We start from the raw sequence: 16,426 nt of genomic DNA on the forward strand, positions 1-16,426 counted from the left end.
ACTCCGATTATTGAATTTCATTCCATTCACTTGATAGAAACCGGCCAAAATAAAACACCATTTCTCCAATAGACTATGCCAAAACCTGTTTGGAGTTAAGCATCATGCAGTCCTCATCCACGGCCAGCGCCGCACTGGCACCGGCCGATACCTCACGCTCAGGGCTATCAATCCTGATCATGGCGATCGCGGCTTTTATTATCGTGACCACTGAGTTTCTGATCGTCGGCCTTCTACCGGCCTTGTCCCGTGATCTGAACATTTCGATTGCTCTTGCTGGACAGGTCGTCACCCTGTTCGCCTTCACTGTCATGCTGTTCGGGCCTGTGCTCACAGCCAAGCTGGCCCACGTTGAACGCAAAAAGCTCTTCACCCTGATTCTTATGGTGTTTGCCGCCTCCAATGTGCTGGCGGCGGTCTCCACCAACATCTGGGTGCTGGCGCTGGCGCGCTTCATCCCGGCCTTGGCCCTGCCGGTGTTCTGGGGTACCGCCAGTGAAACTGCCGGACAATTGGCAAGCCCTGGCCAATCGGGCAAGGCGGTAGGCCGCGTATACCTGGGCATCACCGCCGCGCTGGTGTTCGGCGTACCACTGGGCACCTTGGCTGCCGATTCGGTCGGCTGGCGCGGGAGCTTCTGGATCCTGGCCGGGACTTCCTTTTTCATCGGCGTGCTGATGCATCTGGTGATGCCGAAGCTGCCGGTATCCGCCGGGTCGCATCCTGATCAGAAGCAAACAGCGATCCTGCGCCAACCGCGTTTCCTGGCTCACTTGCTGCTGTCGATTCTGACCTTCACCGCGCTCTTCACTGCCTACACCTATCTGGCAGACATCCTTGAACGTCTGGGCAACATCCCGGCAGGGCAGGTTGGCTGGTGGCTAATGGGCTTCGGTGCGATCGGTATGGTCGGTAATCACCTGGGCGGTAGCATGGTGGACCGCAAGCCTCTCCTCGCGACGGTGGTGTTCCTGGTCCTTGCCGGGGCAGGCATGGTTGCGGCGGTACCACTGGCGCCTTATCACATCTGGTTGATCGTCGCGCTGATGGCGTGGGGTATCGGTTACACCGCGCTGTTCGTGGTCTGCCAGGTGCGGGTCATGCAGGCCGGAGCGCAGGCTCAGGCGCTGGCCGCGACCATGAACATTTCTGCCGCCAATGCAGGCATCGGCCTGGGCGCCATTATCGGTGGCGTCGGTATCGGCCACTTCGGCATCGCCTCGATTGGCGTCATCGCTACCCTGATTGCCGCGTTGGCCGTGATCGTTGCGCTGCTGATGATGCGTCGCCAGTAATCCGCTGACAGCGGCCTTCCCCAAGGCCGCCGTCTTCATTGCCCTTTTGATTCCCTATTCACAGGAGAGATTGCCTTGACGCTGTTCAACGAATTCAAACTCGGCAACACGACCCTCAGCAATCGCGTGGTCATGGCGCCCATGACCCGCTCGCGCGCGCCCCAGGACATTGCCACCGAACAGATTGCTCTGCACTACACCCAGCGTGCCACCGCAGGCTTGATCGTTTCGGAAGGCACGCCGATCTCGCGCGAAGGCCAGGGCTACCTGTTCAACCCAGGCATATACACCCCGGAGCAGATCCAGGGCTGGAAGCTGGTGACCGACTCGGTCCACAGCGTCGGCGGTCGCATGTTCGCGCAGATCTGGCACGTTGGCCGGGTGTCCCACACCTCGATCCAGATCGACGGCAAAGCACCGGTCAGCGCCACCACCAAACAAGCCCAGGGCGCAGTAGCGTTCGGCTATGGCGAAGACGGCGAACCCGGCTTCGTGCCCACCTCCGTGCCGCGCCCGCTGACCACCGAAGAAGTGGCGCGAGTCGTCGAGGATTTCGCCCAAGCCGCGCAGAATGCAGTGGACGCCGGTTTCGACGGCGTGGAAATTCACGGCGCTAATGGTTACCTGCTGGAGCAATTCATCAACCCGCTGGTCAATGACCGCACCGATCAGTACGGCGCGAGCAACCTGCAAGACCGCCTGCGCTTCGTCTTCGAAGTGGTCGATGCCGCCTGCGCCAGAATCGGTGCCGACCGCGTTGGTATCCGCATCTCGCCCTATGGCCAGCTGTTCGACATGCCGCTCTACCCAGAGATCGACGAAACCTACTCGGCGCTGTGTGCAGGCATGCGCGAACGCGGCATCGCCTACGTACACGTCATGGACCAGACGCACTTCTTCATGGCCGAAGAAAGCTCGGCGGCACAGGAGCAGGCACTACGCAAACTGCTCAAGCACTGCAAGGCCGAACTGGGCGACACCGCGCTGATCCTCGCCGGCGACATGACCCGCGAACGCGCTGATGCATTGCTGGAGGAAAACCTGATCGACCTGGCTGCGTTTGGCCAGCCCTTCATCGGCAACCCCGACCTGGTCGCCCGGCTGAAAAACGGCTGGCCGCTGACCACCCCGGACCGTGACAGCTACTACGGTGGCGATGCGCACGGCTACATCGACTACGCGCCTTACCGCGCTTGACCCACTGGCCGGGGCGCCGCGTTCGAGCGTTGCCTCGGCTGGCCTCACAGTGAAAGTCGCCTCCCAGGATAGAAGTGAGTGACTGAGCTGAGGATCATCAAATCCTGGAAACCAAAAAGCCCCGCATTGCGGGGCTTTGAGGATAAATAATGGCGGAGAGATAGGGATTCGAACCCTAGGTACCGGTGAAGGTACAACGGATTTCGAATCCGTCCCATTCGGCCACTCTGGCATCTCTCCAACGGCGCGAATGATAACAGCATCAGCGCAGAAGGCGAAGCCCTTCCGCTGATTTTTTTCGTGCTATCAAGCGCTTGCGTGTTTTTTCCGCTTACAGCGGCACGCCCAGACGGTTTGCGACTTCTTCGTAAGCTTCGATGACATCGCCCAGACCCTGGCGGAAGCGGTCCTTGTCCATTTTCTTGCGGGTATCTTTGTCCCAAAGACGGCAGCCGTCCGGGCTGAATTCGTCGCCGAGGACGATTTCACCGTGGAATACGCCGAACTCCAGTTTGAAGTCGACCAGCAGCAGGCCGGCGTCGTCGAACAGTTTGGTCAGGACTTCGTTGACCTTGATCGACAACTCTTTCATGCGCACCAGTTGCTCGGCGGTGCCCCAACCGAATGCCACAACGTGGGATTCGTTGATGAACGGGTCGCCCTTGGCGTCGTCCTTGAGGAACAGTTCGAAGGTGTACGGATTGAGCCTGGTACCTTCTTCGATGCCCAGACGCTTGACCAGGCTGCCAGCGGCGTAGTTACGCACGACGCACTCGACCGGGATCATGTCCAGTTTCTTGACCAGGCACTCGTTGTCGCCCAGCAGCTTGTCGAATTGGGTCGGAACGCCCGCCTCTTCGAGTTTCTGCATGATGAAGGCGTTGAACTTGTTGTTCACCATGCCTTTGCGGTCGAGCTGTTCGATGCGCTTGCCGTCGAACGCTGAGGTGTCGTTGCGGAACAGCAGGATCAAGCGGTCAGCGTCGTCGGTCTTGTAAACCGATTTGGCTTTGCCGCGGTAGAGTTCTTCACGTTTTTCCATGATGGGCTCCGCTTGCTAAGTAGTTGGGCTAGGCGATATGTCGCCAGTCAAGCCCTGAATCTTGGTCGGCCAGTTGCAGCCAGTCCGGGTCGCATCCGAGGGTGTCGACAAAACATTGTCGGGCCAGATGCGGCAGGTTGTTCTTGCTGCTGAGATGCGCCAGCACCAGGTGCTGAAGGTCCTGCCATCCCAGTTCGCTCACCAGGCTGGCAGCCTGATGATTGTTCAAATGCCCTGTTTCACAACCGACGCGCTGCTTGAGGAAGACCGGGTACTGACCTCGGGCAAGCATGTCGCGACAATGGTTGGCCTCGATCATCAAGGCATCCAGACCCTGATAACGCTGCAGCACGTTGGAACAGTAAGAGCCCAGATCAGTCAGCAGGCCGAATTTGCGCTTGCCGTCGTTGAAGACAAACTGCGTCGGCTCAAGTGCATCGTGAGCAACGGACACCACATCGATGTCCAGTGATCCGATCTGCACACTCTCCCCGCCCGCCAACAACCCCGCCGCTTCGACCGGCTTGCGCATCCCGCGCAAGGTGCCACTGCTGAGGTAGACCGGCACATCGTAGCGCCGCGACAGCAATCCCACGCCATGCACATGATCCGCATGCTCGTGGGTCACCAGAATGGCGCTCAACTGGCTGGCCGCGACGCCCAGACGAGCCAGGCGTCGCTCGGTTTCCCGCAGGGAGAAACCGCAGTCGACCAGTACGTACGTATCGTTGCTTGCGACCAGCGTGCCGTTGCCACGACTGCCGCTGCCGAGCACTGCGAAACGCACTTAACCCAGGTTGTCTTGAATGACACTCAACACCCGGCGAGCAATATCTGCTGGCGCGACGGTATTGATGTTCTTCTCGACGGTCACTTGAACGTTGTCACCCACCTTGCTCAGGCGAACCTGATAGCGCTCGGCGCGGGCATCGATCTCTTCCTTGCTGGACTTGCTGCCAAACATGCGACCAAAGAAACCAGGCTCGTTATCAGGCGTTTTCGCCTTCTCGGCCAGGTTGATGTAGTACAGGCCCAGGCTGCGGTTGATGTCTTCTACACGCCAGTCGCCCTGATCCAGCGCACGGCCGACGCTCGACCATGCACGGTCCAGATCGGCACCCAGATTCAATACCGGGTTGCCGCTGCCGTCTTCGCTGAGCGCGACGCGGCTTGGGGTATCGTAGTCACGCGCGGCCAACAGGGACACCGATCCGCCTTTTTCAGCGTTACGGCCCATGCTGGCGAGCAGATCGTCAGTCAGTGCAGCGTCAAGGCCCAGGTTGGTGGTGCGGTTCGGGAACGCCACGTCGGCAGTGCTGCCGGCAGGACGCTCGACACTGACCACGTAGACTTCACTGGTATTGCGCTGCACGCCGGGTTCGATACGCACCCGCACGCGGGTTTCGGCATCGGCGGCCACGCCAGCGGCACTCAGACGCTTGGAAACCGAGGCGGACAGCTCATCAAGACGCTGCCAGGAAGAACTGAATTCGCCAGTCTGCGGACGCTCTTCAGCGATGCGGAAACCGTTGTCTTCAAAATACTGGTGAGCCACCGGCCAGACTTCGGCAGGTTGGCGCTGCGCCAGGATCCAGCGTGCGTCGCCGCTCTTCTGCAGACTGAAATCGCTCGACTCGGAAGTCGTGGCCAGCGGCTGCGGACGAGGGACCGTGTATTCGCCCTCTTTCTGCGTACTGTCAGCCACGTTGCGCGGGATCGGCAACAACGGGTCCATACGCTTGACGCCAGTGACGTCAGCAGGCAACTGCATCGGTGGGGTCTGGGTGGCTTGAAGGTAATCGCTGCCGCGATCACGGAAGTAACCATCTTCGCCCCAGAGCCAACCGCAACCGCTGGTGCTGGAGATGATAAGAGCAAGTGCGGAAAGTCCGGCCAATCGCTTCATTGCGTGATACTTCCTCAATTAAACCAGGACGCCGGACTGGCGCATGGCCTGACGCAGCGGTTCGTGACAGGCCTGGCTGAGCCAGGTCAGCGGCAGACGGATACCGTCTGGCATCAGACCCATTTCATGCAAAGCCCATTTCACGGGGATAGGGTTGGATTCGATGAACAGGGTGTTATTGAGCGGCATGAGCGTCTCGTGGATCGCCCGTGCAGTCGCGGCATCGCCACGCATGGCGGCCGCACACAGCTCGCTCATGGCGCGCGGTGCAACGTTGGCGGTGACGGAGATATTGCCCTTGCCGCCCAGCAGCATCAATTCGACAGCTGTGGCGTCGTCACCGGAGTACACCAGAAAATCGCTGCTGACGCTGGCCAAGATGTCCTTGGCGCGCTGCAGGTTACCAGTGGCTTCCTTGATACCGATGATGTTTTTTACGGTCGACAGACGCGCAACGGTCTCCGGCAACATGTCGCAGGCTGTACGGCCTGGCACATTGTAGAGGATCTGCGGGATGTCGACGGCATTGGCGATGTGGCTGAAATGCTGGAACAGGCCTTCCTGGGTCGGCTTGTTGTAATAAGGCGTTACCAGCAGGCACGCATCAGCGCCAGCAGTCTTGGCGTTGGTGGTCAGTTCGACCGCTTCGCGCGTCGAATTGGCGCCTGTGCCGGCGATGACCGGGATACGACCTGCAACCTGAGCGACCACACGGCGGATGACTTCGATGTGTTCGTTCACATCCAGCGTCGCCGATTCACCGGTGGTGCCGACGGCAACAATGGCGTTGGTGCCCTCTTGCAAGTGGAAGTCAACCAGTTTGCTCAGGCTGTCCCAGTCCAGACGACCTTGTGCATCCATTGGTGTGACCAGTGCCACCATACTGCCCGCAATCATGCAACCGCTCCTGCCGGAAAAAGAGAGCGGTAATGGTACTGGCGCTATCAGCCTTGTACAAGCGAAGTACCACGCTCTGAGCATTCCCCTCAGCGATGGTTTTCGCTACCCTTCGTCCTTTGATCGGTACTGGTCATCTGCGCACCTCGCTCAATCGGTCGAATTTGTCGCCAGAAGCCCCGTTCCTGTGCACTCCAGCCTGCTCATGGCATGTCCATGCAGGTCAGGCGCTCCGGGACCCGGATCGATAGTTCGCGACACCGATTGTCGAAACAGCCCCGCAGGTCCGAAAAAGTACCGACCGCTCATCGTCTAGGAATGCTGCATGTCGTCCACCCCCACAGTTCGCGAACAATTCCTTGTCATCAGTGCCCTTGGCGCCAACCCCATGGAGCTGACCAACGTCCTGTGCCGTGCCAGCCATGAAAACCGTTGCTCGGTAGTGACCTCGCGCCTGACTCGCCATGGCGAGTGCAGCGCGCTGATCCTTCAGGTCTCCGGTAGCTGGGACGCTCTGGCACGTCTTGAAACCGGCTTGCCGGGGCTTTCCAAGAAGCATGCGTTCACGACCAGCGTCGTGCGCAGCGCCACGCTGGAAAGCCGTCCGGAGGCCCTGCCCTACGTGGCTTACGTGAGTTCGGCCTACCGCCCGGACATCATCAATGAGCTGTGCCAGTTCTTCATCGACCATAACGTCGAGCTGGAAAACCTGATCTGCGATACGTACCAGGCGCCACAGACCGGTGGCACGATGCTCAACGCCACGTTCACTGTCACGCTGCCGGCCGGCACGCAAATCAGCTGGCTGCGCGATCAGTTTCTCGATTTCGCCGACGCGCTGAATCTGGACGCACTGATCGAACCCTGGCGCCCACAAGCCCCAATGTAAGGAGTCCCCATGACCGTTACAGTAGATCAACCGGTTCCCGACTTTCAGGCACCCGCGACCAGCGGGCAGACGATCGATCTGTCTGCACTGAAGGGTCAGCAGGTGGTGATTTATTTCTATCCGAAAGACAACACGCCCGGCTGCACGACTCAGGGCCAGGACTTTCGTGATCACATCGCCAGTTTTCAGGCAGCCAATACCGTCGTGCTGGGTGTTTCTCGCGACAGCCTGAAGACGCACGAGAATTTCAAGGCCAAGCAGTCCTTCCCGTTCGAGCTGATTTCGGACAAGGACGAAGCCGTGTGCCAGCTCTTCGACGTGATCAAGCTCAAGAAGCTCTACGGCAAGGAATACCTGGGCGTTGACCGCAGCACCTTCCTGATCGACAAGGAAGGCGTATTGCGCCAGGAATGGCGTGGCGTGAAGGTGCCGGGCCATGTCGCCGAGGTGCTGGCTCAGGCCGAAGCCCTCAACAAAGGCTGATCGGCCGGATCACCGCTGCGGCGCGCAAGGCGCCGCAGCGCAACTTCAAAGCAGAGGCGCTACCGGGGGCTCATTGCGCGGCCAGGCGTCGAGTACGGCTTTGAACAGGGTCGCCAGCGGAATCGCAAAGAAGATCCCCCAGAAGCCCCACAACCCTCCGAACAACAGCACGGCGCAGATGATCGCGACCGGGTGCAGATTGACGGCTTCGGAAAACAGCAGCGGCACCAGAACGTTACCATCCAGCGCCTGAATGATGCCGTGGGCGATCATCAGATAGATGAATTGATCACCCCAGCCCCACTGAAACAGGCCGATCAGCGCCACCGGCACGGTCACCACCACTGCGCCGACGTACGGCACGACCACCGATATGCCCACCAGCATCGCCAGCAACGCGGCGTAATTGAGACCGAGCGCGACGAAGGCGACGTAGGTCACGCCACCGCAGATAAAGATTTCGATGACCTTGCCACGGATGTAATTGGCAATCTGGCGCTTCATCTCATCAGCCACACGATTGAGCAGTGCCCGCTCGCGTGGCAGGTAGCCCCGCGCCCAGCGACGAATCATGTGCCTATCCTTGAGGAAGAAGAACACCAGAATCGGCACCAGCACCAGATAGATCATCAGGTTGACCAGCACCGGCAGGCTGGAAAGCGAGAACGTCAGCGCCAGCTGGCCGACTTTTCCGACTTCGCCCCGCGCCACTTCGATGGCCAGCAGAACCTGCTCGTCGGACACCAGATGCGGGTAGCGCTCCGGCAGCAGCAGCAACACCGACTGCCACTTGGCAAACATGCCCGGCAGTTCGTTGAACAGCGTGATCATCTGATGCCAGAGCAGCGGCACCAGCACCAGCAGGAATACCAGCAGTACGCCGATGAATAACGTGAACACCACGCCGACAGCGGCCATCTCCGGCATCCGCAGACGCTCCAGAAGACTGACCAGGCCATGCATCAGAAACGCCAGGACCAGCCCGGCCAGAACCGGGGCGAGCATTCCGCCCAGAGTCAGAACCAGAGTGAACGCCAAAACCAGCAAGACCGCGAGTACCACTGCCTCTTCGTCAGAGAAATAGCGTTGCATCCAGTTGCGAAGCACGTTGAACATCAAACTTCCTTTTCGGAAAAATAGCGCCGGCGGATCAAGCCTTGCGAAGCCAGAAGCGATAAACGCCCGCGTCGACTTCTTCATGTAAAAGCTCATGCCCGGCAAGCCTGGCAAAGGTTCGAAAATCACGCTGCGAACCAGCGTCGGTGGCGATCACTTTCAGCACTGCGCCGCTGGCCAGACGATTGAGTTCCATCTTGGCTTTCAGCAAGGGCAACGGACAATTGAGACCGCTGGCATCCAGTTCAGCGTCACATGTGTCGGGGCGCGCTACAGCGTCAGACATTGTTTCTCTCCAGGCAGACACATTGAATTACAAAGCAGCATCACAAATCAGGTCCGAAAAGGCTCGCCAAACAGGTCGGCAAGAATACCTCACTCTGGTCAGCACGCCATTCAGCCAGCTACAGTACAGGTTCTTCTGACCAGAGCTTCGTGCATGAATTTTTTGCGCCCCACACTGCTCACCCTCGCCTGCCTGTTCGCAACGCATGGCATGGCTGATGACTTGCCATCACTTGGCGACGCCAGCTCTTCAATTGTCTCCCCGGAACAGGAGCATCGCCTTGGCCGTGCGTGGCTGGGACTGCTGCGCGGCCAGGTGGGCCAACTGTCGGACCCGCAACTCAAGGACTACGTAGAAACCACGGTCTATCGGCTGGCTGAAACCAGTCAGGTGCAGGACCGCCGACTTGAATTCATCCTGATCAACAGCCCGCAGCTCAACGCCTTTGCCGCGCCGGGCGGAATCATCGGCGTCAATGGCGGCCTGTTTCTCAACGCCCAGACCGAAGGTGAATACGCCTCGGTGCTGGCCCACGAGCTGGCGCACTTGTCACAGCGCCACTTCGCCAGGGGCATAGAAGCTCAGCAACGAATGCAGGTGCCGGTCATGGCCGCTATGCTGGCCGGCATCGTCATGGCCGCGGCAGGCGCCGGTGACGCCGGGATCGCCGCCATTGCCGGTTCACAGGCCGCCGCCATTCAGGAACAGCGCCGCTTCTCGCGCCAGAATGAGCAGGAAGCAGACCGCATCGGCATCCTCAACCTGGAAAAGGCCGGCTACGACCCACGCAACATGCCAACGATGTTCGAGCGCCTCATGCGCCAGTATCGCTTTGACGCCAGGCCTCCGGAATTTCTGCTGACTCACCCGGTCAGCGAATCGCGAATCGCCGACACCCGCAACCGTGCCGAACAGGCCAAGCCAGGCGGCAAGGAAGACAGCCTGCTGTATCAACTGATGCGCGCTCGCGTCGCGCTGATCTATGAGGAAACCCCGGGCATCGCCGCCAAGCGCTTCCGCGCCCAACTGGTTGAAAACCCGAATTCCGATGCTGCGCGTTACGGGCTGGCCATCGCGCAGATCAAAGGCGGACAGCTTAATGAAGCGAGAGAAGGCCTCAAGCCGCTGCTTGAAAAATCTCCCAATGACATCACTTACAACCTGACGCAGATTGATCTGGACATCACCAACAACCGGCTGGCAGATGCCCAGCAGCGGGTCGATCGCATGCTGACGCTGTACCCGGCCAATTACCCGCTCAACGATGTGCGTATCGACGTGCTGCTCAAACAGAACCGTACCGCCGAAGCGGAGAAAAGCCTTGAAGCACTGCTGAAGACGCGCCCGGACGATCCGGACATCTGGTACGTCGTGGCGGAAACCCGTGGCCTGAATGGCAACACGATCGGCCTGCATCAGGCCCGCGCCGAGTACTTTGCGCTGGTTGGCGATTTTCGTCAGGCGATCCAGCAGCTGGACTTCGCCAAACGTCGCGCCGCCAACAACTTTCAGTTGGCGTCGCGCATTGATGCCCGGCAGAAGGATTTGATCGAGCAGGAACGCATGGTCAAGGACATGATGAACTGATCATCGACCCTCAGGCGTTGCCTGCCTGGCGCAGGCGTGCTGCCTGAGTGAAGTCGAGCATGCGCTGCAACGGCCGTACTGCGTTTGGGATAAGTGCAGGATCAACGAAGATCTCGTTGCTGCCCTCTCTCAGACACTGCAAGGTGCGCTCAAGCGTGTTCATCGCCATCCACGGGCAGTGTGCGCAACTGCGGCACGCGGCGCCGTTGCCAGCGGTAGGCGCCTCAATGAAGATCTTGTCCGGGCACAACTGCTGCATCTTGTAAAAAATGCCCCGATCCGTCGCGACAATGAACGTTTTATTGGGCAAGCGCTGGGTTGCGGCAATCATCTGACTGGTAGAACCGACGACGTCAGCCAGCTCGATGACCGCTTCGGGCGACTCAGGGTGAACCAGGATTGCCGCCTCGGGGTACAGCGCCTTCATGTCCGCCAGTTGCTTGGACTTGAATTCCTCGTGAACAATGCAGGCACCGTCCCACAACAGCATGTCGGCACCGGTTTCACGCTGGATATAGCGGCCCAGATGTTTGTCCGGTGCCCAGATGATTTTCTCGCCGTTATCCATCAGGCTCTCGACGATTTCCAGCGCACAGCCCGAGGTCACCACCCAGTCTGCGCGCGCTTTTACCGCAGCCGACGTATTGGCGTAGACCACCACAGTGCGTTCCGGGTGCTGATCGCAAAACGCGGAAAACTCATCGACCGGGCAACCCACATCCAGCGAACACGTCGCTTCGAGGGTCGGCATGAACACACGTTTTTCAGGGTTGAGAATCTTGGCCGTCTCACCCATGAAGCGCACGCCGGCCACCAATACGGTGCTGGCCGAATGACTGTTGCTGAAGCGTGCCATTTCCAGAGAATCCGCCACACAACCGCCGGTTTCTTCAGCCAGCGCCTGAATCACGGGGTCGCAATAGTAGTGAGCGACCATGACAGCGTCCTGCTTCTTCAGCTCGGTCGCAATTTCGGCGCGCAAGTGCGCCTGCTCTGCTGCGCTCAACACTTTGGGCTGCTTGGCATCAAGGTGCGCCTGCACCAGAAAGCGTTCGGAAATCTGCGTCATATTCACGGAACCTGAGGGCGCCAAAGCGCGAAAAACAAGTTTACACCCGAAAGACAGGCAACAAATAAGCGGGCAACAGCGGAGGTTTCCAATTCGCCAGGAAGACTAAAAACTTTTTTAGCCAACCCCTCCATCGCGGGCATCAGCACGCTACTTCTGCAAACGCCCCAATAGACTTTCGTCATACGGGACGGACTCACTGATGCGTCGGTTATAAAAGACCGTATTGGAGGGGATGCTTTTATTGACAAAGCTGCAGGCCCCGACCACCACGTTATCGCCAAGCTGAATATCGTCGGAAATGATGCAGGCGTGCGCCTGAACCCTAACGCCATCACCAATGATCAGACGCACTGTCTCGGCATTGCCTTTTACACCGATGGTGCATCCTTGCCAGATTCTGAAGTCCTTGCCGATAACCGCATAACACGTGATAACGATGCCGCTCAGGTGAGCAATCCACAGCCCTTCACCAATTTCGGCACCCAGCATGATTTCGACGTTGTACGTGCGACTGATTTTTTCATTCAACAGCTTGGCTCGACGTCGCAAGAATTTACTTCTGGACGTATTGAGCACATAAGCAAGCCGAAACCAGAACAGGTAACTGGAACGATTGCTGCGCCTGCACTTCAGGTACAGACGCTTCCAGCTGAACGACCTGTCCAGACCGCCCAGAATTTCGATATGCCAAAAGCGCATGGCCTGCCTGAGGAGGCTGATCATGCCTTGGTTTTCTCCAGGCGGTTTGCATGCACACGTGAACCGGTCGACAGAATCAGGCCAACAGGCAACCAGAATACCAGCCAGTACACACCAGGACGATTCATCACGGTGTGGTAATCAAACATGGCCGTCAGCAACGCGAACAGGAATAACGGAAAGCCTGCAGTACCGAGTGGCGACGCCCACAGAGAGCGCTTGAGAGAGCGATTGAACACCGTGCCTATCATGACCAGCAGAAGAATTGCACCGGCGATTCCGTACTCGTAAAAGAATTGCAGGTACAGGTTGTGAGCCTGCTTGAAGCACTGCACGTTTTCGATACAGATATCGAAGCTCTTGCCGGCACCCGCTCCGAACAACCAGAAATCACCCAGGCGCGATAACCACTCGCTCCAGATGACGTCCCTGAGGCTGAGCCCGCGAACTTTCTGTTCGAGCAGTACCGGCGAAAGCAGCGTGATAGCCACAACCAGAACGCCCGCAGTAACCGCCAGCCACTTCCTGGAGCGTGCGTCATTGTGCAGCATCACAGACGCACTGATCGCTGCTACGTACCCCAGCCAAACGCCTCGGGACAGCGTGCAATACATGTAAAGCGAGAGCGAAAACACGCAGAGGCAATACACCAGCGTCACTGTACGGCTGTAGCGCTTGGTGAGCAGTTGGTGAAAACCGTATACACCGAAGACTCCGTAGAACAGAGCTGCAACGATGGGGTTTTGAAAGTCGGCGTAATTTTTGTAACCCAGTTTGAATAGACGATCGCCGCTCAGCAAATAGTGGGAGTCGACGGTTATCAGGTGATACGCGATGCTCGCGAAGGCAGCGATCGCAGCGATCACGAACAACAGGTTCAGGACCTTTTCCATCACATCGCGACTCACCATCCAATGGATGGCGCCCAGGTATAACAGGATGTAAAGCGCGGTCTTGAACTGCTCAGCGCCTTTGATGACCGAGCCCTTGTTCAGCAGCGCAACCAGCACCGTAAACACGAGCAGCAGCAGTACAGGCAGGTACTGTCGACTGAAAAGAGGATCTCGCCACTCACGACCGATCAGCAGCAGAACCAGCGCCGGAAGAAACAGCGTCAGATTCGAGATGGTCGTGCCTCTGCTGCCGTCCGTTATAAAAAGCATTCCGCTTACATGGAGCGTGAATCCTGCCACCAGCAAACAGAATAAATAACGCGATACCGTGGTTGTCATAGAGGCCCTTTGAAAACTTTCGCTCAACTGGCCAGGGCCAGCGGTCGGTGGTGCAATTCGTCAAAACCTGCGGTATCGGCGTCGTGAGCACACGTCGGCGATTCTACACTACGGCCACAGCCAGCACCTTAACCAACCCCAAACCGACGCAGGCAGTAGCCATGGACGTGTTGCTGGCACAGCGGCAAAGCGCTCAAGAAATCGAACGCAAAAAAAAACCTGGAAATCCTCATTTTCATGGGCCTTCCAGATTTTCGAAATGGTGGGTCGTGTGGGATTCGAACCTACGACCAATTGGTTAAAAGCCAACTGCTCTACCAACTGAGCTAACGACCCTCTGTTGCGTGGCGCGTATATTACTGATTTCTATCAGTTATTCAACACCTTTTTTTAAAAACTTTAAAAATAACGTGTCGGGTCCGTCATACCGGCACCGACAAAACCCTCTGCACGCAGGCGGCAGCTGTCGCATTTGCCACACGCCCGGCCCTGATCGTCGGCCTGATAGCAGGAAACAGTAAGAGAATAATCAACCCCCAAGGCCGCACCCGCCTTGACGATGTCGGACTTGCTCAGATTCTGCAACGGAGCCCTGATGGTAAACCCCTGCCCTTCTACGCCAGCCTTGGTGGCCAGATTGGCCATGCGCTCGAACGATTCGACGAACTCGGGACGGCAGTCCGGGTAACCCGAATAATCCACCGCATTGACGCCAATGAAGATATCCCGGGCGCCAAGCACCTCGGCCCAGCCCAACGCCAAGGACAGGAACACGGTATTGCGCGCCGGGACGTAGGTCACCGGAATGCCTTCGGATGGCGATTCAGGTACGGCAATGGAGCTGTCAGTCAAAGCCGAGCCGCCTATGCCGTTGAGGTCCAGGCCAATAACCTTGTGCTCGACTGCCCCCAAGTCGCGAGCGACGCGCGCAGCAGCGTCTAGCTCGGCACGATGACGCTGGCCATAATCGAAGCTCATGGTGTAGCAGGCGTAGCCTTCGGCACGCGCCATGGCAACTACGGTTGCGGAATCCAGGCCACCGGACAACAGAATCACGGCTCTTTTTTCGGTCATGGTCAATTCACTCATATCAGCGTCCCGGCTCGTCATCCCAAAGAATTTTATGTAACTGCATCTGCAAGCGCACCGGCAGGTTATCAGCCACGATCCAGTCTGCCAGGTCACGACCTTTAAGCTCGTGATGGCTGGCCGAAAACAGAACCTCACCCGCGCGCCGGTCAAGGCCGTACTGAATCAGTTTGGAAACGGCCCAGTCATAATCCTCGCGCGAGCAAATCACAAACTTGACCTGGTCGTTCGGCGTCAGCAGTTCCATATTCTCGTAACGATTGCGCGTGACTTCTTTTGACCCTGGGGTCTTGAGGTCGACGACGCGGCTGACACGCGGGTCCACTGCGGAGATATCCAGTGCGCCACTGGTTTCCAGGGATACCTCATAGCCCGCATCGCAGAGACGCTTGAGCAATGGAATAGCATTGGGCTGAGCAAGCGGCTCGCCACCGGTCACGCAGACATAGCGAGGCCGATAGGACGCCACTTGCCCGACGATGTCGTCCAGCGTCTGAATGGTGCCGCCGCTGAACGCGTAGGCACTGTCGCAGTACTGACAGCGCAAGGGGCAGCCGGTCAGGCGGACAAATACGGTGGGCAGGCCAGCCGTGCGTGTTTCACCCTGCAGCGAGTGAAAGATTTCGGTGATGCGTAATGTTTCTTGCATATCAGCCACGGGCGTAACAGCTAAACAGGCCGTCCGCCTCCGTCAGGCACTTCAAAGGACCCTGCAATCGCAGAATCCGGAAAAGCGTAGGGTGTACCGGAATTTCGGGTGCGAGATTCTAACGAAAAAAGCCGCGACTGGCGCGGCTTTCTTGAATAGCGGGTCAAGACATCAAAGGCGCTGAAGGTCTCGTTGCGCCAATTGTGCAGCGGAAGTACCCGGATACTGGGCCACAACCTGCTGTAATATGCCTTTAACCTTGTCGGTATGACCAAGACGGCGCTCTACGTCTGCCAGCTTGTACAACGAATCAGGCACTTTGGCATGTTTCGGGTATTGCTGACTGACTTTGGCGAACGCCTGACCGGCACCTTGAAGGTCGCCCTTGGCCAGATTCACTTCGCCCAGCCAGTATTGGGCATTGCCCGCATACGAACTGTTCGGGTATTTGCGCAGGAAAGCGGTGAAAGCCTGACTGGCCTTGTCGAAATCCTTCGCCTTGATCAAATCGAAGGCAGCCTCGTAGTACAGCTTTTCCTTCGCCGGATCAGGAGGCTCGGTGCCTGCTGCCGGTGCCTGAGCCGCAGATGCGGAAGGCGCCCCACTGGCGTCGATTGCGCCACCAGAAGGTTGTGAATTATTGGTAGCCGGAGCGGCAGCGCCACTGGCTATACGTTGATCGAGTTCCTGATAACGCTCCAGAGCTTCCTGTTTCATGCGCTGGATATCGTTCTGCTGGACCTCGACAACACCGCGCAAACGCGCGATTTCATCTTGCATCTGCTGCAACTGCATGAACAGCTGACCTTGTGCCGAGGCAGGGGCCGTAACCCCTCCCCCGGCATAGGCGCCGGACGTGCCATAACCCGCTGGCGGATAACTGCTGCTGCCAGAGCCAGAATTGTTATCGACCACAGGTGCCGCACCCAACGCTGAAAGCGGAAGGGCGAGGGCCAAAACGGTTAGAGCACGTCGGCACGTTCGCAT

General features: G+C 58.4%; 17 protein-coding genes and 2 tRNA genes. 5 read left to right on the plus strand and 14 right to left on the minus strand.

The window, feature by feature from the left end; translation table 11 throughout:
* The first annotated feature begins 104 nt into the window (after nucleotides 1–104).
* Both I9H07_RS16280 and I9H07_RS16285 read left to right on the plus strand, forming a co-directional pair.
* On the plus strand, nucleotides 105–1,295 hold the full coding sequence (locus tag I9H07_RS16280; protein WP_236425573.1) for an MFS transporter: 1,191 nt from the start codon (nucleotides 105–107) through the stop codon (nucleotides 1,293–1,295).
* Nucleotides 1,296–1,370: 75 nt separating this feature from the next.
* Entirely contained in the window at nucleotides 1,371–2,492 is a 1,122-nt protein-coding gene (locus tag I9H07_RS16285) for an alkene reductase (protein WP_024644469.1), read from the plus strand.
* 150 nt (nucleotides 2,493–2,642) lie between these two features.
* On the opposite strand, the gene I9H07_RS16290 is transcribed toward I9H07_RS16285, so the two are convergent.
* The 5 genes from I9H07_RS16290 to dapA all read right to left on the minus strand — a co-directional run bounded on the left by I9H07_RS16290 (nucleotide 2,643) and on the right by dapA (nucleotide 6,337).
* Nucleotides 2,643–2,732, minus strand: a tRNA-Ser gene (locus I9H07_RS16290).
* 91 nt (nucleotides 2,733–2,823) lie between these two features.
* Nucleotides 2,824–3,534 carry a phosphoribosylaminoimidazolesuccinocarboxamide synthase gene (purC, locus tag I9H07_RS16295; protein WP_002552594.1) on the minus strand — a complete coding sequence of 237 codons (711 nt, stop codon included), beginning with the start codon at nucleotides 3,532–3,534 and terminating at the stop codon, nucleotides 2,824–2,826.
* 28 nt (nucleotides 3,535–3,562) lie between these two features.
* Nucleotides 3,563–4,321: an MBL fold metallo-hydrolase gene (locus I9H07_RS16300; protein WP_058392426.1), complete on the minus strand. Its 759-nt coding sequence runs from the start codon at nucleotides 4,319–4,321 to the stop codon at nucleotides 3,563–3,565.
* Nucleotides 4,322–5,440: an outer membrane protein assembly factor BamC gene (bamC, locus tag I9H07_RS16305; RefSeq protein ID WP_024672405.1), complete on the minus strand. Its 1,119-nt coding sequence runs from the start codon at nucleotides 5,438–5,440 to the stop codon at nucleotides 4,322–4,324.
* 18 nt (nucleotides 5,441–5,458) lie between these two features.
* Entirely contained in the window at nucleotides 5,459–6,337 is an 879-nt protein-coding gene (gene dapA, locus I9H07_RS16310) for a 4-hydroxy-tetrahydrodipicolinate synthase (RefSeq protein WP_024672406.1), read from the minus strand.
* Between the two features lie 325 nt (nucleotides 6,338–6,662).
* On the opposite strand from dapA, the gene I9H07_RS16315 reads away from it, so the two are divergent.
* Nucleotides 6,663–7,226 carry a glycine cleavage system protein R gene (locus tag I9H07_RS16315; protein ID WP_024644464.1) on the plus strand — a complete coding sequence of 188 codons (564 nt, stop codon included), beginning with the start codon at nucleotides 6,663–6,665 and terminating at the stop codon, nucleotides 7,224–7,226.
* Between the two features lie 9 nt (nucleotides 7,227–7,235).
* A complete protein-coding gene (locus I9H07_RS16320) occupies nucleotides 7,236–7,709 on the plus strand; it encodes a peroxiredoxin (protein ID WP_024672407.1) in 474 nt (157 codons plus the stop codon).
* 45 nt (nucleotides 7,710–7,754) lie between these two features.
* On the opposite strand, the gene I9H07_RS16325 is transcribed toward I9H07_RS16320, so the two are convergent.
* Both I9H07_RS16325 and I9H07_RS16330 read right to left on the minus strand, forming a co-directional pair.
* The gene (locus I9H07_RS16325) at nucleotides 7,755–8,825 is read right to left on the minus strand and encodes an AI-2E family transporter (RefSeq protein ID WP_024672408.1); all 1,071 of its coding nucleotides are present in this window, start codon (nucleotides 8,823–8,825) and stop codon (nucleotides 7,755–7,757) included.
* A gap of 34 nt (nucleotides 8,826–8,859) precedes the next feature.
* Nucleotides 8,860–9,111, minus strand: coding sequence for a sulfurtransferase TusA family protein (locus tag I9H07_RS16330; RefSeq protein ID WP_024672409.1), 252 nt, complete (start codon nucleotides 9,109–9,111; stop codon nucleotides 8,860–8,862).
* A 153-nt stretch (nucleotides 9,112–9,264) separates the two neighbouring features.
* On the opposite strand from I9H07_RS16330, the gene I9H07_RS16335 reads away from it, so the two are divergent.
* Nucleotides 9,265–10,698 (plus strand): M48 family metalloprotease, encoded by a 1,434-nt coding sequence (locus I9H07_RS16335; protein WP_024672410.1) that lies wholly within the window; start codon nucleotides 9,265–9,267, stop codon nucleotides 10,696–10,698.
* A gap of 10 nt (nucleotides 10,699–10,708) precedes the next feature.
* On the opposite strand, the gene nadA is transcribed toward I9H07_RS16335, so the two are convergent.
* The 7 genes from nadA to ybgF form a co-directional block, all read right to left on the minus strand.
* The gene (gene nadA / locus I9H07_RS16340) at nucleotides 10,709–11,767 is read right to left on the minus strand and encodes a quinolinate synthase NadA (protein ID WP_024672411.1); all 1,059 of its coding nucleotides are present in this window, start codon (nucleotides 11,765–11,767) and stop codon (nucleotides 10,709–10,711) included.
* Between the two features lie 150 nt (nucleotides 11,768–11,917).
* Nucleotides 11,918–12,493 carry a serine acetyltransferase gene (locus tag I9H07_RS16345; protein WP_024672412.1) on the minus strand — a complete coding sequence of 192 codons (576 nt, stop codon included), beginning with the start codon at nucleotides 12,491–12,493 and terminating at the stop codon, nucleotides 11,918–11,920.
* Entirely contained in the window at nucleotides 12,490–13,728 is a 1,239-nt protein-coding gene (locus I9H07_RS16350) for an O-antigen ligase family protein (RefSeq protein ID WP_248957185.1), read from the minus strand. The genes I9H07_RS16345 and I9H07_RS16350 overlap by 4 nt, the downstream gene beginning before the upstream one ends.
* 233 nt (nucleotides 13,729–13,961) lie before the next feature.
* Nucleotides 13,962–14,037: transfer RNA gene (locus tag I9H07_RS16355), tRNA-Lys, on the minus strand.
* A gap of 63 nt (nucleotides 14,038–14,100) precedes the next feature.
* Nucleotides 14,101–14,775 (minus strand): 7-cyano-7-deazaguanine synthase QueC, encoded by a 675-nt coding sequence (queC, locus tag I9H07_RS16360; protein ID WP_032606120.1) that lies wholly within the window; start codon nucleotides 14,773–14,775, stop codon nucleotides 14,101–14,103.
* A 16-nt stretch (nucleotides 14,776–14,791) separates the two neighbouring features.
* A complete protein-coding gene (queE, locus tag I9H07_RS16365) occupies nucleotides 14,792–15,439 on the minus strand; it encodes a 7-carboxy-7-deazaguanine synthase QueE (protein WP_024672415.1) in 648 nt (215 codons plus the stop codon).
* A 171-nt stretch (nucleotides 15,440–15,610) separates the two neighbouring features.
* A complete protein-coding gene (ybgF, locus tag I9H07_RS16370; RefSeq protein WP_058392422.1) occupies nucleotides 15,611–16,426 on the minus strand; it encodes a tol-pal system protein YbgF in 816 nt (271 codons plus the stop codon).

The organism is Pseudomonas syringae (genome assembly GCF_023278085.1).
Classification (GTDB): domain Bacteria; phylum Pseudomonadota; class Gammaproteobacteria; order Pseudomonadales; family Pseudomonadaceae; genus Aquipseudomonas; species Aquipseudomonas syringae_Q.